The sequence below is a fragment of the Enterobacter cloacae complex sp. HYC003_NIDB genome, assembly GCF_056673375.1.
In genome coordinates this window covers 4,136,247-4,155,234 of sequence record NZ_CP114220.1, presented here as the reverse complement: position 1 = coordinate 4,155,234, position 18,988 = coordinate 4,136,247, and the positions used below count along the sequence as shown (strand labels likewise).

The 18,988-nt window shown below is 55.7% G+C and carries 19 protein-coding genes and 1 other annotated feature; of the genes, 13 read left to right on the top strand and 6 right to left on the bottom strand.

Features of this window, described 5'->3' with window-relative positions; genetic code table 11:
- Positions 1-86: 86 nt before the first annotated feature.
- The gene (gene ettA, locus O1722_RS19875) at positions 87-1,754 is read right to left on the bottom strand and encodes an energy-dependent translational throttle protein EttA (RefSeq protein ID WP_006810191.1); all 1,668 of its coding nucleotides are present in this window, start codon (positions 1,752-1,754) and stop codon (positions 87-89) included.
- Positions 1,755-1,980: 226 nt separating this feature from the next.
- Between ettA and sltY the strand changes: the two genes are divergently transcribed.
- Positions 1,981-3,918, top strand: coding sequence for a murein transglycosylase (gene sltY / locus O1722_RS19870; RefSeq protein ID WP_017694548.1), 1,938 nt, complete (start codon positions 1,981-1,983; stop codon positions 3,916-3,918).
- Positions 3,919-3,973: 55 nt separating this feature from the next.
- The gene (gene trpR / locus O1722_RS19865; protein WP_003856511.1) at positions 3,974-4,303 is read left to right on the top strand and encodes a trp operon repressor; all 330 of its coding nucleotides are present in this window, start codon (positions 3,974-3,976) and stop codon (positions 4,301-4,303) included.
- Positions 4,304-4,330: 27 nt separating this feature from the next.
- Here the strand turns inward: trpR and yjjX are convergent, their stop codons facing one another.
- Positions 4,331-4,846 (bottom strand): inosine/xanthosine triphosphatase, encoded by a 516-nt coding sequence (gene yjjX / locus O1722_RS19860; RefSeq protein ID WP_015572619.1) that lies wholly within the window; start codon positions 4,844-4,846, stop codon positions 4,331-4,333.
- 48 nt (positions 4,847-4,894) lie between these two features.
- Here yjjX and gpmB point away from each other — a divergent pair, with 48 nt between their 5' ends.
- Entirely contained in the window at positions 4,895-5,542 is a 648-nt protein-coding gene (gene gpmB / locus O1722_RS19855) for a 2,3-diphosphoglycerate-dependent phosphoglycerate mutase GpmB (RefSeq protein ID WP_006810187.1), read from the top strand.
- Here gpmB and robA read toward each other — a convergent pair.
- On the bottom strand, positions 5,539-6,408 hold the full coding sequence (gene robA / locus O1722_RS19850; RefSeq protein WP_003856504.1) for an MDR efflux pump AcrAB transcriptional activator RobA: 870 nt from the start codon (positions 6,406-6,408) through the stop codon (positions 5,539-5,541). The two genes, gpmB and robA, sit on opposite strands and share 4 nt — an antisense overlap.
- Before the next feature lie 214 nt (positions 6,409-6,622).
- On the opposite strand from robA, the gene creA reads away from it, so the two are divergent.
- On the top strand, positions 6,623-7,093 hold the full coding sequence (gene creA, locus O1722_RS19845; RefSeq protein WP_032103047.1) for a protein CreA: 471 nt from the start codon (positions 6,623-6,625) through the stop codon (positions 7,091-7,093).
- A 48-nt stretch (positions 7,094-7,141) separates the two neighbouring features.
- On the opposite strand, the gene arcA is transcribed toward creA, so the two are convergent.
- Positions 7,142-7,858 (bottom strand): two-component system response regulator ArcA, encoded by a 717-nt coding sequence (gene arcA, locus O1722_RS19840; protein WP_003856501.1) that lies wholly within the window; start codon positions 7,856-7,858, stop codon positions 7,142-7,144.
- A 95-nt stretch (positions 7,859-7,953) separates the two neighbouring features.
- Between arcA and yjjY the strand changes: the two genes are divergently transcribed.
- From yjjY to O1722_RS19805, 7 genes are all read left to right on the top strand, one after another.
- Positions 7,954-8,094, top strand: a complete 141-nt coding sequence (gene yjjY / locus O1722_RS19835) for a YjjY family protein (RefSeq protein ID WP_001541509.1) — start codon at positions 7,954-7,956, stop codon at positions 8,092-8,094.
- Positions 8,095-8,493: 399 nt separating this feature from the next.
- Complete coding sequence (locus tag O1722_RS19830) at positions 8,494-9,180, top strand: tRNA/rRNA methyltransferase (protein ID WP_017383824.1); 687 nt, start codon at positions 8,494-8,496, stop codon at positions 9,178-9,180.
- A gap of 211 nt (positions 9,181-9,391) precedes the next feature.
- Positions 9,392-9,460 carry a thr operon leader peptide gene (gene thrL, locus O1722_RS19825; protein WP_015572623.1) on the top strand — a complete coding sequence of 23 codons (69 nt, stop codon included), beginning with the start codon at positions 9,392-9,394 and terminating at the stop codon, positions 9,458-9,460.
- Positions 9,399-9,516, top strand: a sequence feature (Thr leader region). It overlaps the preceding gene by 62 nt.
- Before the next feature lie 24 nt (positions 9,517-9,540).
- On the top strand, positions 9,541-12,003 hold the full coding sequence (thrA, locus tag O1722_RS19820; RefSeq protein ID WP_033486727.1) for a bifunctional aspartate kinase/homoserine dehydrogenase I: 2,463 nt from the start codon (positions 9,541-9,543) through the stop codon (positions 12,001-12,003).
- Position 12,004: 1 nt separating this feature from the next.
- Positions 12,005-12,934, top strand: coding sequence for a homoserine kinase (gene thrB / locus O1722_RS19815; RefSeq protein ID WP_022650380.1), 930 nt, complete (start codon positions 12,005-12,007; stop codon positions 12,932-12,934).
- A 3-nt stretch (positions 12,935-12,937) separates the two neighbouring features.
- Complete coding sequence (thrC, locus tag O1722_RS19810; protein WP_033486728.1) at positions 12,938-14,224, top strand: threonine synthase; 1,287 nt, start codon at positions 12,938-12,940, stop codon at positions 14,222-14,224.
- Positions 14,225-14,472: 248 nt separating this feature from the next.
- On the top strand, positions 14,473-14,760 hold the full coding sequence (locus O1722_RS19805) for a DUF2502 domain-containing protein (RefSeq protein ID WP_015572627.1): 288 nt from the start codon (positions 14,473-14,475) through the stop codon (positions 14,758-14,760).
- A gap of 32 nt (positions 14,761-14,792) precedes the next feature.
- Here the strand turns inward: O1722_RS19805 and yaaA are convergent, their stop codons facing one another.
- Both yaaA and O1722_RS19795 read right to left on the bottom strand, forming a co-directional pair.
- On the bottom strand, positions 14,793-15,566 hold the full coding sequence (gene yaaA / locus O1722_RS19800; protein ID WP_033486729.1) for a peroxide stress protein YaaA: 774 nt from the start codon (positions 15,564-15,566) through the stop codon (positions 14,793-14,795).
- Positions 15,567-15,632: 66 nt separating this feature from the next.
- The gene (locus O1722_RS19795) at positions 15,633-17,066 is read right to left on the bottom strand and encodes an alanine/glycine:cation symporter family protein (RefSeq protein ID WP_032671446.1); all 1,434 of its coding nucleotides are present in this window, start codon (positions 17,064-17,066) and stop codon (positions 15,633-15,635) included.
- 262 nt (positions 17,067-17,328) lie between these two features.
- Here O1722_RS19795 and tal point away from each other — a divergent pair, with 262 nt between their 5' ends.
- Together tal and mog are read left to right on the top strand one after the other, a co-directional pair.
- On the top strand, positions 17,329-18,282 hold the full coding sequence (tal, locus tag O1722_RS19790) for a transaldolase (protein ID WP_003856481.1): 954 nt from the start codon (positions 17,329-17,331) through the stop codon (positions 18,280-18,282).
- Positions 18,283-18,392: 110 nt separating this feature from the next.
- On the top strand, positions 18,393-18,980 hold the full coding sequence (mog, locus tag O1722_RS19785; protein WP_003856479.1) for a molybdopterin adenylyltransferase: 588 nt from the start codon (positions 18,393-18,395) through the stop codon (positions 18,978-18,980).
- The last annotated feature ends 8 nt before the right edge of the window (positions 18,981-18,988 follow it).

Genomic DNA, 18,988 nt, shown 5'->3' with positions numbered 1-18,988 from the left:
TGCGGCCTGATGCCCTCACCCTGGCCCTCTCCCACGGGGAGAGGGTACAAACATAAAAAACGGCAACCGAAGTTGCCGTTTTGCTTTTATTTCGCAATACGCTTGTACTTAATACGCTTCGGCTCCAGCGCGTCTGCGCCCAGCGTGCGTTTCTTGTACTCTTCGTATTCGGTGAAGTTACCTTCGAAGAACTCCACTTTACCTTCGTCCTGGTAGTCCAGGATGTGGGTTGCGATGCGGTCCAGGAACCAGCGGTCGTGCGAGATAACCATCGCGCAGCCCGGGAACTCCAGCAGGGCGTTTTCCAGCGCGCGCAGGGTTTCGATGTCCAGGTCGTTGGTAGGTTCATCAAGCAGCAGAACGTTGCCGCCAACCTGGAGCAGCTTCGCCAGGTGCAGACGACCGCGCTCACCGCCGGACAGCTCGCCCACGCGTTTGCCCTGGTCAGTGCCCTTAAAGTTAAAGCGGCCAACGTAAGCGCGGCTTGGCATCTCGGTGTTGCCGATACGCATGATATCCAGACCGCCGGAAACCTCTTCCCACACGGTTTTGCTGTTATCCATTGCGTCGCGGAACTGGTCCACGGAAGCCAGCTTCACGGTTTCACCCAGGGTGATAGAGCCGCTGTCAGGCTGTTCCTGACCGGACATCATGCGGAACAGGGTCGATTTACCTGCGCCGTTCGGACCGATGATGCCAACGATAGCGCCTTTCGGCACGGAGAAGGTCAGGTCGTCGATCAGCAGACGGTCGCCGTAGGACTTACGCAGGTTGGTCACTTCAACCACTTTATCCCCCAGACGTGCGCCAGGTGGAATAAACAGTTCGTTGGTTTCGTTACGTTTCTGGTATTCAGTGTTGTTCAGCTCTTCGAAGCGTGCCAGACGGGCTTTGCCCTTAGACTGACGGCCTTTCGCGCCCTGACGCACCCACTCCAGCTCTTTCTCAATAGACTTGCGGCGGGCCGCTTCCTGAGAGGCTTCCTGCGCCAGGCGCTGATCTTTCTGCTCCAGCCAGGAGGAGTAGTTGCCTTCCCACGGAATACCTTCGCCGCGGTCCAGCTCCAGGATCCAGCCTGCGACGTTGTCGAGGAAGTAACGGTCGTGGGTAATCGCCACAACGGTGCCTTCGAAGTCGTGCAGGAAGCGCTCCAGCCACGCCACGGATTCCGCATCCAGGTGGTTAGTCGGTTCGTCGAGCAGCAGCATGTCTGGTTTTTCCAGCAGCAGGCGGCACAGCGCCACGCGGCGGCGTTCACCACCGGACAGGTTAGCGATTTTCGCATCCCAGTCCGGCAGACGCAGGGCATCGGCCGCGCGCTCCAGCTGCACGTTCAGGTTGTGACCGTCGTGCGCCTGGATAATCTCTTCATACTTGCCCTGTTGTGCAGCAAGTTTGTCGAAGTCCGCATCCGGTTCGGCGTATTTGGCATACACTTCATCCAGACCTTTCAGCGCGTTAACCACTTCGGACACCGCTTCTTCAACGGATTCGCGAACGGTGTGTTCCGGGTTCAGCTGAGGTTCCTGCGGCAGGTAGCCGATCTTAATGCCTGGCTGCGGACGGGCTTCACCTTCGATGTCTGTATCGATGCCGGCCATGATGCGCAGCAGGGTGGACTTACCGGCACCGTTGAGACCCAGAACACCGATTTTTGCGCCCGGGAAGAAGCTCAGCGAGATATTTTTAAGAATATGACGTTTCGGCGGGACAACTTTGCCGACACGATGCATGGTATAAACGAATTGAGCCACGTTGGACTTCGCCTCTTTTATCGTGATGAGAATGAATTTCAGCCTCGAAGTGTAGCCTTTTTCACGCCCTAATCCCAGCCAGGAACGTCGGGAGTGTTAAAACGCGCAAGAAAGGTAAAAAAGTGTCCATGACGTGGCGCGTTGTGGGATGCCTGGTTAGCATAAGTTGATGTAACTTTGACGTGGCAAGACGCTGCAACTGACGAAAAACAATGAGGAAGAGCTTGTGGAAAAAGCCAAACGGGTGGTCTGGCGTCTGCTGGCTGCCAGCGTATGCGTAATGGCGGTAAGCCAGGCGGTGCATGCCGATTCACTGGATGAACAACGTAACCGCTATGCCCAGATTAAACAGGCATGGGACAACAAGCAGATGGATACCGTGCAGGCGCTGATGCCGACGCTGAAGGATTATCCGCTGTATCCGTATCTTGAGTATCGTCAGATCACGGACGATCTCATGAATCAACCGACCGTCACCGTGAATAACTTCATTCAGGCGAACCCGACCCTGCCGCCTGCGCGCACCCTGAAGTCCCGGTTTGTGAACGAGCTGGCCCGTCGCGAAGACTGGCGCGGCCTGCTGGCTTTCAGCCCGGATAAACCGGGCGCGACGGAAGCGCAGTGTAATTACTATTATGCGAAATGGGCGACCGGTCAGCAGGAGGAAGCCTGGACCGGCGCGAAAGAGCTGTGGCTGACGGGCAAAAGCCAGCCAAACGCCTGTGACCCGCTGTTCAGCGCCTGGCGCGCCTCGGGCAAGCAGGATCCGCTCTCTTACCTGGAACGTATTCGCCTGGCGATGAAGGCCGGAAACACCCGGCTGGTCACCGTGCTGGCGGGCCAGATGCCCGCAGATTATCAGACCATTGCGTCTGCCGTTATCAGTCTTGCAAACGATCCCAATACCGTGCTGACGTTTGCGCGTACTACCGGCGCGACCGATTTTACCCGCCAGATGGCGGCGGTGGCCTTTGCCAGCGTGGCGCGTGATGATGTGGAAAACGCCCGGCTGATGATCCCGCAGCTGGTGCAGGCCCAGCAGCTTAATGACGATCAAACTCAGGAGCTGCGCGATATCGTGGCATGGCGACTGATGGGGACAGATGTCACCGACGAACAGGCGCGCTGGCGTGATGATGCGGTGATGCGTTCAAACTCTGTCTCGCTGGTGGAGCGTCGCGTGCGCATGGCGCTGGGAACGGGCGATCGTCGTGGCCTCAATACCTGGCTGGCGCGTCTGCCGATGGATGCCAAAGAGAAAGATGAATGGCGTTACTGGCAGGCGGACATGCTGCTGGAACGTGGTCGTGAAGATGAAGCCAAAGAGATCCTCCACTCCCTGATGCAGCAGCGCGGATTCTACCCGATGGCGGCGGCGCAGCGTCTGGGCGAGGAGTACACCCTGAAGATCGACAAAGCGCCAGCCAACGCGAACCCGGCGCTGACGCAGGGGCCGGAGATGGCGCGCGTGCGCGAGCTGATGTACTGGAATCTGGATAATACCGCGCGCAGCGAATGGGCGAATCTGGTCACCAGCCGTACCACCGATGAGAAAGCGCAGCTTGCCCGCTATGCATTTGATAATCGCTGGTGGGATCTGAGCGTGCAGGCGACGATCGCCGGCAAACTGTGGGATCATCTCGAAGAGCGTTTCCCGCTGGCTTATAAGGATCTGTTCGATCGCTACACCAGCGGCAAAGATATTCCGCAAAGCTATGCGATGGCCATTGCCCGTCAGGAGAGCGCCTGGAACCCGAAAGTGCGTTCTCCGGTGGGTGCCAGCGGCCTGATGCAGATTATGCCGGGTACCGCGACGCACACGGTGAAGATGTTTAATATTCCAGGCTACAGCAGCCCGTCCCAGCTGCTGGATCCGGAGACTAACATCAACATCGGTACCAGCTACTTGCAGTACGTCTATCAGCAGTTCGGTAATAACCGTATTTTCGCGTCAGCGGCGTACAACGCCGGACCTGGCCGCGTGCGGACATGGCTTGGCAACAGCGCAGGGCGCATCGACGCCGTGGCGTTTGTCGAGAGCATTCCGTTCTCGGAAACGCGCGGCTATGTGAAGAATGTGCTGGCTTATGACGCCTACTATCGCTACTTCATGGGGCAGAAAGATACCCTGATGAGCGATGCCGAGTGGCAGAGACGTTACTGATCGGCGCGGGTTGTGTTATGCTGTACTCGCTAATGAGTACAAGAGGCAGCATAACATGACCCAGCATTCCCCGTATTCCTCGGCCATGGCCGAACAGCGTCATCAGGAGTGGCTTCGTTTTGTGGAGTTGCTCCGCCAGTCTTACGACAAAGATCTGCATTTACCGTTGCTACAGCTGATGCTGACGCCCGATGAACGCGAAGCGCTGGGCACGCGGGTACGCATTATTGAGGAACTGCTGCGCGGCGAAATGAGCCAGCGCGAGCTGAAAAACGAGCTGGGCGCGGGCATCGCGACCATCACCCGTGGTTCAAACAGCCTGAAGTCGGCGCCGGTTGAACTGCGTCAGTGGCTGGAAGCGGTATTGCTGAAAAACGCCGGATGACGGCTTCGCCTTATCCGGCCTGCAAACTTAACGATAAATCGCGTTATGGAACGGACTTAACGCCAGAATAACGGCCTGGTGGTAAACGCCTGAACGCGTAAGCTTGCCACCCGTAAAGACGCCAATCGCCCCCTCTTTACGACCAATTTCATCAATGCCGGTGTAGTGCGACATTACCGGCCCCAGCGCCTCACCCGCGCGGACTTTCTCCAGTATGACTTCCGGCAGCGGCAGCGTGGCAGAACGCGCTTCGCCGCGCTGCTCACGGCTTTCGATGACAACCCAGCTGAAGGTCGCCCCTTCGTCGATGCCTGCTTCAATCGCGACCCAGAAGTCAGCGTCTGGCGCGGCGGCTTTTGCATTCGCCACGCGATTTCGTGCGCCAGCGCGTGTTTCCTCGCTGCCAAACGGCTGTTCCGGCACACCGCTCTCGACGCCGACGGCGTCAATATGGCAGGATCCTTCGCCGAAGATCTCTTCAAATGCCCTTAGAATTGCCTGAATTTTGGCAGGATTGGTGGTAGCAGAGACAACATGGTGCATAATTAAGCTCGATTTAAAAAATTCATCGCAGTATAACGGAAAAAAAGCATGTTACAGGTATACCTTGTTCGCCACGGTGAAACGCAGTGGAACGCCGAGCGACGTATTCAAGGCCAGTCAGACAGTCCTCTCACCGACAAAGGTGTGCAGCAAGCGTGGCAGGTGGCGGAGCGCGCCAGAACGCTGGGTATCACTCACGTCATCTCCAGTGATTTAGGCCGCACGCAGCAGACGGCACGCATCATCGCCGATGCCTGTGGCTGCGACGTGACCCTCGAACCGCGTCTGCGCGAGCTGGATATGGGCGTGCTGGAAAAACGTCCTATCGATACGCTGACGGAAACCGAAGAAGGCTGGCGCCGCACGCTGGTGAACGGCACTGAAGATGGTCGCATCCCTGAAGGGGAATCCATGCAGGAGCTGAGCGTGCGCATGCATGCCGCGCTGGCCGAGTGCCTGAAACTCCCGGCAGGTAGCCGACCGCTGCTGGTAAGCCACGGTATCGCGCTGGGTTGCCTGGTGAGCACCATTCTGGGACTGCCGGCTTACGCCGAACGCCGTTTGCGTCTGCGCAACTGTTCCATTTCCCGTATCGACTATCAGGAAAGTGCCTGGCTGGCATCGGGGTGGGTAGTTGAGATGGCAGGGGACATTTCGCATCTTGATGCCCCTGCACTGGATGAGTTGCAGCGTTAACGACGTACCGGAATCAGGAATTCCATACGCAGATTGATAGGGCCTTCTTCCGGTTTAGCATCTTGCGCCGGATAGTAGCGCTCAATGTCCTGACCTTTACGGCGATTCAGATTCAGCATCGGCATGCAGGTCCCGTAAACGGTCAGGATGAACTCCTGAACGCCCGTTCCTAAACCTTCGTATGAGAACATCACATACTCGCCGCCTTCCAGCACGACAGGCTTCGAGCCATGAATGTAACCGTTCGCCATGTCAGGCGTCAGCGCCGTGGTATAGAACACCTCCTGCTCGTCGTCTTTTTCCTGGCTGGGATGCGTTTCGTTCAGGCCATACAGAATCGGCGGGATCGCCGGAGCATGGCTTAAAAATTCGCGCCAGAACTGAACGCGCATCTGATGGCGGAACTCGGAGATCTGCTCCAGGGAACAGGAGTAGCTCTGCGTGGTGCCGACCAGGTGCGTTTCCGGCAGGGTGATGATTTCATATTTTGGCATCGCAAACTCGCCCAGACGCAGCGGCGGACGCATACCAAAGGAGCTCCAGTCCGGCGAGCGGCGATAAAGCGCTGGCGTTAACGAGAACTGTTTTTTAAAGGCGCGGGTGAAGGTTTGCTGTGAATCGAAGCGATATTGCAGGGCAATATCCAGGATTGGTCGCGCGGTCAGGCGCAACGCGACAGCAGACTTTGATAAACGACGTGCGCGAATATAGGCACCGATAGCATGACCGGTGACATCCTTGAACATCCTTTGCAGATGCCACTTGGAATAGCCTGCTTTTGCCGCCACATTATCCAGTGACAAAGGCTGGTCGAGATGACCTTCCAGCCAGGTGAGCAGGTCGCGAATAATTCCAGCCTGATCCATATACTATCCTCATCCTTAAAACTGCCGCAGGTGCCTGTTTACAGGTTAGCGGATAATAGCATTTTTTGACGTTTTAGCATTCAGTGTTTTTTTTGCGCATAAATGCTTTTTGTAGTGATTTATGTGCGGATATATTCTAATCCTGTGATCTTGCTACATTTTTATCTAACCTGTTGAATAATCGCTCAGCGTAATTTTTATGAATGGTAACAATATGAAATACAAGGTTTTAGTCTTTACAGCACTGGCGCTGATGGCAGGGCGCGTGGCACAGGCGGAGCAAATTGGCTCCGTGGATACTGTGTTTAAAATGTTTGGGCCGGACCACAAAATTGTGGTGGAAGCCTTTGACGATCCGGACGTTAAAAACGTCACCTGCTATGTCAGCCGGGCAAAGACCGGCGGGATTAAAGGCGGCCTGGGGCTGGCTGAAGACACGTCTGACGCGGCCATCTCCTGCCAGCAGGTTGGCCCGGTGGAATTGAGTGATAAAATCAAAAACGGCAAAGCGCAGGGCGACGTCGTATTCCAGAAACGGACCTCGCTGGTGTTCAAAAAGCTACAGGTAGTCCGTTTTTATGACGCGAAGCGTAACACCCTGGCTTATCTGGCTTATTCCGACAAAGTCGTGGACGGCTCACCGAAAAACGCAATAAGCGCGGTACCGATTATGCCGTGGCATTGATAAAAAAAACGGCGCAAATGCGCCGTTTTTTACTGCGTGACGGGAGAATTACTCCTGGAGGTCACCGCAGAAACGATAGCCTTCACCATGGATCGTGGCGATGATTTCCGGCGTATCCGGCGTAGATTCGAAGTGCTTACGAATACGGCGGATGGTTACGTCAACGGTACGATCGTGTGGCTTCAACTCACGACCGGTCATTTTCTTCAGCAGTTCTGCACGGGACTGAATCTTGCCCGGGTTCTCGCAGAAGTGCAGCATCGCGCGGAATTCACTGCGCGGCAGTTTGTACTGCTCACCGTTCGGGCTAATCAGCGAACGGCTATTGATATCAAGTTCCCAGCCGTTGAATTTGTAGCTGTCGACGCTACGACGCTCTTCACTTACCGTACCCAGATTCATGGTGCGGGACAGCAGGTTGCGTGCACGAATGGTTAACTCGCGAGGGTTGAACGGCTTGGTGATGTAGTCATCCGCGCCGATTTCCAGACCAAGAATTTTATCAACCTCGTTGTCACGGCCCGTCAGGAACATCAACGCGACGTTCGCCTGTTCACGCAGTTCGCGCGCCAGAAGAAGCCCGTTTTTGCCCGGCAGGTTGATATCCATAATCACCAGGTTGATATCATTTTCAGAAAGGATCTGATGCATCTCTGCGCCATCGGTCGCTTCAAAGACATCGTAGCCTTCTGCTTCGAAAATGCTCTTTAACGTGTTGCGTGTTACCAACTCGTCTTCAACGATAAGAATGTGCGGGGTCTGCATGTTTGCTACCTAAATTGCCAACTAAATCGAAACAGGAAGTACAAAAGTCCCTGACCTGCCTGATGCATGTCGCAAATTAACATGATCGGCTTAACGTGACTAAAGTACGTAATTGCGTTCTTGATGCACTTTCCATCAACGTCAACAACATCATTAGCTTGGTCGTGGGTACTTTCCCTTTGGACCCGACAGTGTCAAAAACGGCTGTCATCCTAACCATTTTAACAGCAACATAACAGGCTAAGTGACACCGGACACCCAATAAAACTACGCTTCGTTGACATATATCAAGTTCAATTGTAGCACGTTAACAGTTTGATGAAATCATCGTAGCTGAATGCTAGCCTTTGTCACAATTTTTCAATAAACCAACTAGTTGCGGACATTGATTGATAAACGGTACGAATCCAATCAGAAAAGAGTATTCATATGGTCATTATCATTACAAAACATAAGGATAATGGACTTCTGTTAACATTCTAACTGATTGTTCAGCCACAAAATAGTTTAGCTTTTTTTAATTGTTATGAAACGCTATTTCGGTGATTTGTGTTGCAAAATTGTAAATTCGTGCTGCGTAATATGTTGAACTGAATCACATTTTTACCTGCTAACTGATTAAAAAGAGAGCGTAAATGCATCTGTCGATTGTGCTGGTGGCACCAGCAAGAGCTGAAAATATTGGCGCTGCGGCGCGTGCCATGAAGACTATGGGGTTTACCGATTTGCGTATTGTGGACAGCACGGCGCATCTGGAGCCTGCTGCGCGCTGGGTGGCGCACGGTTCGGGTGATATTCTCGATAATATAACCACTTACGCTACGCTCGCCGACGCACTCCACGATATTTCGTTTACCGTCGCGACGACCGCGCGCAGCCGGGCTAAGTTTCACTATTACGCCACGCCTGCTGAACTGGTGCCGATGCTGGAAGAGAAAAGCCAGTGGCTGGAGAAAGCCGCGCTGGTGTTTGGGCGAGAAGATTCCGGGCTGACTAACGAAGAGCTGGAGCTGGCTGACGTGCTGACGGGCGCGCCGATGGTGGCGGATTATCCGTCACTCAATCTGGGGCAGGCGGTGATGGTCTATTGCTATCAATTAGCATCCTTAATACAAATTTCTCAGCCACCGGTGACAGTTTCGGATGAAAACCAGCTGGCGGCACTGCGTGTTCGTGCAGATAACCTTCTTGAGCAGTTGGGCGTCGCTGACGATCAAAAAATGGTGGACTGGTTACAGCAGCGCCTGGGGCGTCTTGAGCAGCGCGACACGGCAATGCTGCACCGATTGCTTCATGATATTGAAAAAAAATTAGCCGAGTAAAATAGTGTCATAGGTTTTTATTATGGCCGATCCTGCTGATGTCTGGGGTTGCATCTGGGTTATTCCGATGAAAATAAATCTGCCCGCAGTGGGACGTGAGAATGTCCCGAATTGTGATCGAATTAAAAATTCATTGACTTAAGGGGCTCGATCCTTTAACCCTAAAAGAATAGAGCACAGACAGATAATAATGACAGAGTACACAACATCCATGAAACGCATCAGCATCACCACCATTACTACAACCATCATCATTACCACAGGTAACGATGCGGGCTGACGCGTACAGGAAAAACAGAAAAAAGCCCGCACCTGAACAGTGCGGGCTTTTTTTTCGGCTAAAGGAAATGAGGTAGAACCATGCGAGTGTTGAAGTTCGGCGGTACGTCAGTGGCAAATGCAGAACGTTTTCTGCGTGTTGCCGATATCCTGGAAAGCAACGCCAGGCAGGGGCAGGTTGCCACCGTGCTCTCTGCCCCGGCCAAAATCACGAACCAACTGGTGGCGATGATTGAAAAAACCATCGGTGGTCAGGATGCACTACCGAACATCAGCGACGCCGAGCGTATCTTTGCCGATCTGCTTCAGGGGCTGGCCGACGCCCAGCCTGGTTTCCCGCTGGCGCAGCTGAAAAGCACCGTTGAACTTGAATTTGCCCAGATTAAACACGTTCTTCACGGTATCAGCCTGCTTGGTCAGTGCCCGGACAGCATCAACGCGGCGCTGATTTGCCGGGGTGAAAAACTCTCTATCGCCATCATGGCAGGCGTGCTGGAAGCGCGCGGTCACCACGTGACGGTCATCGATCCGGTTGAAAAACTGCTGGCTGTGGGCCACTACCTTGAATCCACCGTCGACATTGCCGAGTCGACACGCCGTATTGCGGCGAGCAAAATCCCGTCTGACCATATGATCCTGATGGCAGGCTTTACCGCCGGTAACGAGAAGGGCGAACTGGTGGTGCTGGGGCGTAACGGCTCTGACTACTCCGCCGCCGTGCTGGCGGCCTGCTTACGCGCGGACTGCTGTGAGATCTGGACTGACGTCGACGGCGTTTATACCTGCGATCCGCGCCAGGTACCGGACGCCAGGCTGCTGAAGTCGATGTCGTACCAGGAAGCGATGGAGCTTTCCTACTTCGGCGCTAAAGTTCTTCACCCGCGTACCATCTCCCCGATTGCCCAGTTCCAAATCCCTTGCCTGATTAAGAATACCGGTAACCCTCAGGCGCCGGGCACGCTGATTGGCGCCAGCGCGGATGAAGATGAACTGCCGGTGAAAGGCATTTCTAACCTCAATAACATGGCGATGTTCAGCGTCTCCGGCCCGGGGATGAAGGGCATGGTCGGCATGGCGGCACGCGTATTTGCCGCTATGTCCCGCAACGGGATCTCCGTGGTGCTGATCACGCAGTCTTCTTCCGAATACAGCATCAGCTTCTGCGTTCCGCAGGGTGATTGCCTGCGTGCCCGTCGCGCGCTGGAAGAAGAGTTCTATCTGGAGCTGAAAGAAGAGCTGCTGGAGCCGCTCTCGATTCAGGAGCGTCTGGCGATTATCTCGGTGGTCGGCGACGGCATGCGCACCCTGCGCGGTATCTCCGCCAAATTCTTTGCCGCGCTGGCGCGGGCTAATATCAATATCGTGGCGATTGCCCAGGGCTCATCAGAGCGTTCCATTTCCGTTGTCGTGGATAACGATGACGCCACTACCGGCGTGCGCGTGGTGCATCAGATGCTGTTCAACACCGACCAGGTGATTGAGCTGTTCCTGGTGGGCGTCGGTGGTGTCGGTGGCGCGCTGCTGGAGCAGGTGAAGCGCCAGCAGGAGTGGCTTAAGAAGAAACATATCGATTTGCGCGTTTGCGGCATTGCGAACTCGAAAGCGTTGCTGACTAACGTCCACGGTCTGAATCTGGAAAACTGGCAGGCGGAGCTGGAAGAGGCGAAAGAGCCATTTAACCTGGGCCGCCTGATCCGCCTGGTGAAAGAATATCACCTGCTTAACCCGGTGATTGTTGACTGTACCTCCAGCCAGGCGGTGGCCGATCAGTACGCCGACTTCCTGCGCGAAGGGTTCCACGTGGTGACGCCAAACAAAAAGGCCAACACCTCGTCGATGGATTACTATCATCAGCTGCGGCTGGCGGCGAGTAAGTCGCGCCGTAAGTTTCTGTATGACACCAACGTGGGCGCGGGCCTGCCGGTCATCGAGAACCTGCAAAACCTGCTGAACGCGGGCGACGAACTACAGCGTTTCTCCGGCATCCTCTCCGGCTCCCTGTCGTTTATCTTCGGCAAGCTGGACGAAGGGATGAGCTTGTCGGAAGCCACCCGCGCCGCGCGCGAGCTGGGCTACACCGAGCCGGATCCGCGCGACGACCTCTCCGGCATGGACGTGGCGCGTAAGCTGCTGATCCTGGCGCGCGAAACTGGCCGCGAGCTGGAGCTTTCGGATATCGTGATTGAGCCGGTGCTGCCAGCAGAATTTGATGACAGCGGTGACGTCAGCGCCTTTATGGCCAGGTTGCCGCAGCTTGACGACGCCTTTGCCGCACGCGTTGCGAAAGCCCGTGATGAAGGTAAGGTATTGCGCTATGTTGGCAACATTGAAGAAGACGGCGTCTGCCGGGTGAAGATTGCCGAAGTGGATGGCAACGATCCGCTGTACAAGGTGAAAAACGGCGAGAACGCCCTGGCGTTCTACAGCCATTATTATCAGCCACTGCCGCTGGTGCTTCGCGGCTATGGCGCAGGGAATGATGTGACGGCGGCAGGCGTGTTTGCCGATCTGCTGCGTACCCTGTCATGGAAGTTAGGAGTTTAAGATGGTTAAAGTATATGCCCCGGCTTCCAGCGCCAATATGAGCGTCGGATTTGACGTGCTGGGCGCGGCGGTCACGCCGGTGGACGGTTCGCTGCTGGGCGATACGGTTACGGTTGAGGCGGCAGAGCGCTTCAGTCTGAATAACATCGGCCGCTTCGCCAGTAAGCTGCCGTCTGAACCGCGCGAGAATATCGTTTATCAGTGCTGGGAACGCTTCTGTCAGGAGATCGGCAAAAACGTGCCGGTCGCCATGACGCTGGAAAAGAGCATGCCGATTGGTTCGGGGCTGGGCTCGAGCGCCTGCTCGGTGGTCGCCGCGCTGGTGGCGATGAATGAGCATTGCGGCAAGCCGCTGAACAACAGCCGTCTGCTGGCGCTGATGGGCGAGCTGGAAGGGCGCATCTCCGGCAGCATTCATTATGATAACGTGGCGCCGTGCTTCCTTGGCGGCATGCAGCTGATGATTGAAGAAAATGGCATCATCAGCCAGCAGGTGCCAGGGTTTGATGAGTGGCTGTGGGTGCTGGCCTATCCGGGCATTAAAGTGTCTACCGCCGAAGCGCGTGCGATCCTGCCGGCGCAGTATCGTCGTCAGGACTGTATCGCCCACGGGCGTCATCTGGCGGGCTTTATTCACGCCTGCTACACCCGTCAGCCGCAGCTGGCGGCGAAACTGATGAAAGACGTCATTGCCGAGCCGTATCGCACGAAGCTGCTGCCGGGCTTTAACGAAGCGCGACAGGCATCCATGGATATCGGCGCACAGGCGTGCGGCATCTCCGGCTCCGGCCCGACGCTGTTCGCCTTATGCGACAAGCCAGACACCGCGCAGCGCGTGGCGGACTGGCTCTCTAAACACTACCTGCAAAATCAGGAAGGCTTTGTTCATATTTGCCGTCTGGACACGGCTGGCGCACGAGTACTGGGATAACGAATGAAACTCTACAACCTTAAAGATCATAACGAGCAGGTCAGCTTCGCGCAGGCGGTAACGCAGGGGCTTGGCAAAAATCAGGGGCTGTTCTTCCCCCACGACCTGCCGGAATTTCAGCTGACCGAAATCGATGAGCTGCTGAAGCAGGACTTTGTCACCCGCAGCACCAAAATTCTGTCTGCCTTTATCGGCGACGAAATCCCGCAGGAGCTGCTCGAAGAACGCGTGCGTGCGGCGTTTGCTTTCCCGGCGCCGGTGAAGCAGGTGGAGCCTGACGTTGGTTGTCTGGAGCTGTTCCACGGCCCGACGCTGGCGTTCAAAGATTTCGGCGGTCGCTTTATGGCGCAGATGCTGACCCACATCAGCGGCGACAAACCGGTGTCCATTCTTACCGCGACTTCAGGCGATACCGGAGCGGCGGTGGCCCATGCGTTCTACGGCCTGAAAAACGTCCGCGTGGTGATCCTTTATCCGAAAGGCAAAATCAGCCCGCTTCAGGAAAAACTGTTCTGCACCCTTGGGGGCAACATTGAAACCGTGGCGATCGACGGCGATTTCGATGCCTGTCAGGCGCTAGTGAAGCAGGCCTTCGATGACGAAGAGCTGAAGGCGGCGCTGGGGCTGAACTCTGCCAACTCCATCAACATCAGCCGTCTGCTGGCGCAGATCTGCTACTACTTCGAAGCGGTGGCGCAGCTGCCGCAGGACGCGCGCAATCAGCTGGTGGTTTCCGTGCCAAGTGGGAACTTCGGCGACCTGACGGCAGGCCTGCTGGCGAAATCACTCGGCCTGCCGGTAAAGCGCTTTATCGCCGCCACCAACGCCAACGACACCGTGCCGCGTTTCCTGAAGGACGGAAAATGGGCACCGAACGCGACTCAGGCCACGCTCTCCAATGCGATGGATGTGTCACAGCCTAACAACTGGCCGCGTGTGGAAGAGCTGTTCCGCCGTAAGGTCTGGCGTCTGGGCGATCTGGGTTACGCAGCGGTGACGGACGAAACCACGAAAGCCACCATGCGCGAGCTGAAAGCGGTGGGCTATACCTCTGAGCCGCACGCGGCGATTGCCTATCGTGCCCTGCGCGATCAGCTTCAACCGGGTGAGTATGGCCTGTTCCTCGGCACCGCCCATCCGGCCAAGTTCAAAGAGAGTGTGGAAGCGATCCTGGGGGAAACGCTGCCGCTGCCAAAAGAGCTGGCCGATCGCGCCGACCTGCCGCTGCTGTCTCATGAGCTGCCCGCAGACTTTGCCGCGCTGCGTAAGCTGATGATGGCCCGAGCGTGATTGTGCTGCCCGGTGGCGGCTTCGCCTTACCGGGCCTACAACGGCGAACTCATCGTAGGCCGGGTAAGCGCAGCGCCACCCGGCTTTTTTGTGAAGAAATTAAGGAGAAAAACAGCAGGAAAAAAGCAGAAATTCCCAATAAATGCGGTCACTTAGCGTTTAGGATTGCAGAGAATAACATCCCCCGTCCCCATCACGTACTCTCCTTATATCGGCCCACGTTGGGCAAGAAGAATAAGGAGTCACCTATGTCTACACTGAAACCTGCACTTATCGCGCTTTCACTGATGCTGGTCGCTCCCATGGCGGTGCAGGCAGCTGAGATCACCCTCGTGCCAGCGGTAAAACTGCAAATTGGCGATCGGGATAATAACGGGCACTACTGGGATGGCGGCCGCTGGCGCGACCATGACTGGTGGAAAGCGCACTATGACTGGCGCGATAACCACTGGCGTCCGCACGATGAACATCGCGATCGTGACGATCACCACCGTCATGACGATCGTCGCCCGGGCCCGGACCGGAAGCACCATTAACACAAACCCCGCCAGCTGGCGGGGTTGTCTTTTTATTGCTCGTGACGCTTAAACACCAGCTCGTTTTTTCCTGACGATGCCTCGTCGAAAAAATACCCTTCACTGTTAAAGCCAGTGAGCTGCCCTGGCTTCGTCAGACGGTTTTGAATGATGAAGCGGCTCATCAGACCGCGCGCTTTTTTGGCGTAGAAGCTGATCACTTTAAATTTGCCGTTTTTCTCGTCGAGGAATACCGGCTTGATAATGTCCGCATCCAGCTTCTTCGGCTTCACCGATTTGAAGTACTCATCGGAGGCCAGGTTGATCACCACGTTGTCCCCCTGGGCTTGCAGCGCCGCGTTAAGCTTGTCGGTAATGACATCGCCCCAGAACTGGTACAGATCTTTACCTTTAGCGTTTTCCAGGCGGATACCCATCTCCAGACGATACGGTTGCATCAGATCCAGCGGTCGCAGCACCCCGTACAGGCCGGATAACATGCGCAGATGCAGCTGGGCAAAATCGAAATCGGCTTCGCTAAACGTTTCTGCTTGCAGGCCAGTGTAGACGTCACCTTTGAAGGCCAACAGCGCCTGACGGGCGTTGGCGGGCGTGAAGTCAGGCTGCCACTCATGAAAACGGGTGGCATTCAGGTCGGCGAGTTTATCGCTGATGCTCATCAGCGAAGCGATTTGCGGAGCCGAAAGCTTACGCGCCTCGTGGATCAGCTGTTGTGAGTAGTCCAGCAATTCCGGCTGGGTATAACGCTCAGTGGCGAGCGGGCTCTGGTAGTCGAGCGTTTTGGCAGGTGAAATCAGAATCAGCATATCCAGTCCTTGCAGGAAATTTAGAGCGACTTTAACAAAAAATCGCCCTGAATTGATCGATAGCTGTTATTGCCGCGGCAAATCATCCCAGGTGCCAGGGGCAATTTGTGACTCGATTTCGGGATAGCGTGAGGCGTCAAAGACGGGCGGTACGCCGAGCTTGCGCTGACGCAGATAATCGCGCGCGATCAGCGCCACAACCGGTGAAAGCAGCAAAATGGCCGTCAGGTTCGTGATGGCCATCAGCGCCATAATGACGTCCGCTATTTGCCAGATCATCGGCATGCTGAGCAGGCAACCTACAAACACCATCGCCAGCACGCCCGCGCGAAGGATGTTGCGGGCCAGACGCGAGTCAACTTTCAGGAAGATAAGGTTGTTTTCGGCATAGATATAGTTCACCGCAATGGAACTAAAGGCAAAAAGTCCCACGACAAGTGCGACAAGGCCCGCGCCCCAGCTGCCGACGAGGGAGACCAGCGCCTGTTGTACCCAATGAATGCCTGCCGTACTACCGGACGGTTGTTCAGCGGCACCGGCCAGCAGCATTATCATCGCGCTGGCGGAGCAGATAACAATGGTGTCTGTGAAGACGCCAATCATCTGTACAATGCCCTGCGCGGCGGGATGTGGGGGCCAGGATGCGGCCGCTGCGGCGGCATTCGGCGTGGAGCCCATTCCCGCTTCGTTGGAGAACATACCCCGCTGAAAACCCGCAGTGAGTGCCTGGCTAAGGGTGTAACCCAGCGCGCCGGAAGCCGCTTCGCGCCAGCCGAACGCGCTTTGGAAAATGGTGACGATGACGTTCGGCACCTCGTCGATATGTATCGCGCATACCATCAGGCTGGTGGACACCCACAGCAGCGCCATCAGCGGAACCAGCCACTGCATCAGGCGGGCAACCCCTTTGAGCCCGGTCACAATGGTCAGCAGGGTGAGAAGGGCAAGCGCGCCGCCCGTCAGCCACTCCGGACAATTGAAGGCAAAGCGCAGCGCGTGGGCGACGGAATTTGCCTGAACGGTATTGAAAATAAGGCCATAGGCAATCAGCAAAAAGATCGAGAACAGAACGCCCATCCAGCGCATTCCCAGCCCGCGAGCCATATACCAGGCGGGACCGCCGCGAAACTGACCTTTGCCGTCTTTTTCTTTGTAGAGTTGCGCAAGCGAGCATTCAGCAAAGGAGGTGGCCATACCGATAATCGCCGTCACCCACATCCAGAATACCGCGCCCGGACCGCCCGCGCCGATCGCCAGCGCGACACCGGCCAGGTTACCGCTGCCGACGCGCGCGGCCAGGCTGGTACAGAGCGCCTGAAACGAGGTCAGGCCGCCCGGCTGTGGGGTGACGCTGTTTTTCAGACTTCTGCCAAATTTGCGGATATAGCGAAACTGAATCAGACCGCTGCGCCACGTAAACCAGATACCTGCTCCTGAAAGCAGGTATATCATGATCGAACCCCAGAGGACTTCGTTGATAAAGAAAAAGAAATCAGGCACTAACGTCCCTCTTGTTGATGCCAAAGTGAATATGTAAGCGCTACCACTGATTGTGCATGCTGTTACTTAGCAGCCTGTTAATATTCTGAGTTTATCATACTCTGCCTAAGCGCACTGTCTGCGGTTGCGCTGCCTCTCACTCGTGTTATCATCAGGGCAGACCGGTTACATCCCCCTAACAAGTAAACCTGTCATTTTTCCGCTGCTGGCAAGCTGTCGGTAGTGTGAATTATCCAGGGCACGTTAAAAGAGAAACACTATCATGACGGATAAATTGACCTCCCTTCGTCAGTTCACCACTGTCGTCGCTGACACCGGAGATATCGCGGCAATGAAGCTGTACCAGCCGCAGGATGCCACAACCAACCCTTCTCTGATCCTTAACGCCGCGCAGATCCCTGAGTATCGCAAACTGATCGACGAGGCGGTGACCTGGGCAAAAGCACAGAGCAATGACCGCGCGCAGCAGGTTGTGGATGCTACTGACAAACTGGCAGTGAACATCGGTCTGGAAATCCTGAAGCTCGTTCCTGGCCGTATCTCTACCGAAGTTGATGCTCGCCTGTCCTACGACACCGAAGCGTCTATCGCAAAAGCAAAACGCCTGATCAAACTGTACAACGATGCGGGCATCAGCAATGACCGTATCCTGATCAAACTGGCGTCTACCTGGCAGGGCATCCGCGCTGCTGAGCAGCTGGAAAAAGAAGGCATCAACTGTAACCTGACTCTGCTGTTCTCCTTCGCGCAGGCGCGTGCATGTGCCGAAGCTGGCGTATACCTGATTTCTCCGTTCGTGGGCCGTATTCTGGACTGGTACAAAGCCAACACCGACAAGAAAGAGTACGCGGCGTCTGAAGATCCAGGCGTGATTTCAGTGACTGAAATCTACGAATACTACAAACAGCACGGCTATGAGACCGTTGTTATGGGCGCAAGCTTCCGTAACGTCGGCGAAATCATCGAGCTGGCTGGCTGTGACCGCCTGACCATCGCTCCTGCGCTGCTGAAAGAGCTGGCAGAAAGCGAAGGTGCTATTGAGCGTAAACTGTCCTACACCGGCGAAGTGAAAGCACGCCCTGAGCGCATCACCGAGTCCGAGTTCCTGTGGCAGCACAACCAGGATCCAATGGCCGTAGATAAACTGGCGGACGGTATCCGTAAGTTTGCTATCGACCAGGAAAAACTGGAAAAAATGATCGGCGACCTGCTGTAATCATTCTGCGTGACCGGGTTCCCGGTCACGCGTCTTTCCCCCGCCTCTGTCTGAATTTTCTCTCTGCGTGTATCATTCCCTTTAATCAGTACTTTTTGAATGGAATGGATATGAATACCTTACGCATCGGCTTAGTGTCGATTTCTGACCGCGCCTCCAGCGGTGTTTATCAGGATAAAGGCATCCCTGCTCTGGAAGCGTGGCTGGGCAGCGCGCTCACTACCCCGTTTGAGATCCAGACTCGCCTGATCCCGGACGAGCAGCCGATCATCGAGCAAACCCTGTGTGAACTGGTGGATGAGATGAGCTGCCACCTGGTGCTGACGACGGGCGGAACCGGCCCCGCGCGCCGCGATGTAACGCCGGACGCGACGCTGGCTATCGCCGATCGTGAAATGCCGGGCTTCGGTGAGCAGATGCGCCAGATCAGTCTACACTTTGTCCCGACGGCCATTCTTTCCCGTCAGGTCGGGGTGATCCGCAAACAGGCGCTGATCCTGAACCTGCCGGGGCAGCCGAAGTCGATAAAAGAAACGCTGGAAGGGGTGAAAGCCGAGGACGGCAGCGTTATCGTCCACGGTATCTTTGCAAGTGTACCGTATTGTATACAACTGCTTGACGGTCCGTACGTGGAAACTGACGGCAATGTGGTAGCAGCATTTCGCCCTAAAAGCGCTCGCCGCGAAACAATCTCCTGAAATTCTTT

Coding starts and splice junctions, on each gene's coding strand:
- trpR (WP_003856511.1), top strand. CDS start 3,974: ATGACCCAGCATTCCCCGTATTCCTCGGCCATGGCCGAACAGCGTCAT.
- yjjX (WP_015572619.1), bottom strand. CDS start 4,846: ATGCACCATGTTGTCTCTGCTACCACCAATCCTGCCAAAATTCAGGCA.
- gpmB (WP_006810187.1), top strand. CDS start 4,895: ATGTTACAGGTATACCTTGTTCGCCACGGTGAAACGCAGTGGAACGCC.
- robA (WP_003856504.1), bottom strand. CDS start 6,408: ATGGATCAGGCTGGAATTATTCGCGACCTGCTCACCTGGCTGGAAGGT.
- creA (WP_032103047.1), top strand. CDS start 6,623: ATGAAATACAAGGTTTTAGTCTTTACAGCACTGGCGCTGATGGCAGGG.
- arcA (WP_003856501.1), bottom strand. CDS start 7,858: ATGCAGACCCCGCACATTCTTATCGTTGAAGACGAGTTGGTAACACGC.
- O1722_RS19830 (WP_017383824.1), top strand. CDS start 8,494: ATGCATCTGTCGATTGTGCTGGTGGCACCAGCAAGAGCTGAAAATATT.
- thrA (WP_033486727.1), top strand. CDS start 9,541: ATGCGAGTGTTGAAGTTCGGCGGTACGTCAGTGGCAAATGCAGAACGT.
- thrB (WP_022650380.1), top strand. CDS start 12,005: ATGGTTAAAGTATATGCCCCGGCTTCCAGCGCCAATATGAGCGTCGGA.
- thrC (WP_033486728.1), top strand. CDS start 12,938: ATGAAACTCTACAACCTTAAAGATCATAACGAGCAGGTCAGCTTCGCG.
- O1722_RS19805 (WP_015572627.1), top strand. CDS start 14,473: ATGTCTACACTGAAACCTGCACTTATCGCGCTTTCACTGATGCTGGTC.
- yaaA (WP_033486729.1), bottom strand. CDS start 15,566: ATGCTGATTCTGATTTCACCTGCCAAAACGCTCGACTACCAGAGCCCG.
- tal (WP_003856481.1), top strand. CDS start 17,329: ATGACGGATAAATTGACCTCCCTTCGTCAGTTCACCACTGTCGTCGCT.
- mog (WP_003856479.1), top strand. CDS start 18,393: ATGAATACCTTACGCATCGGCTTAGTGTCGATTTCTGACCGCGCCTCC.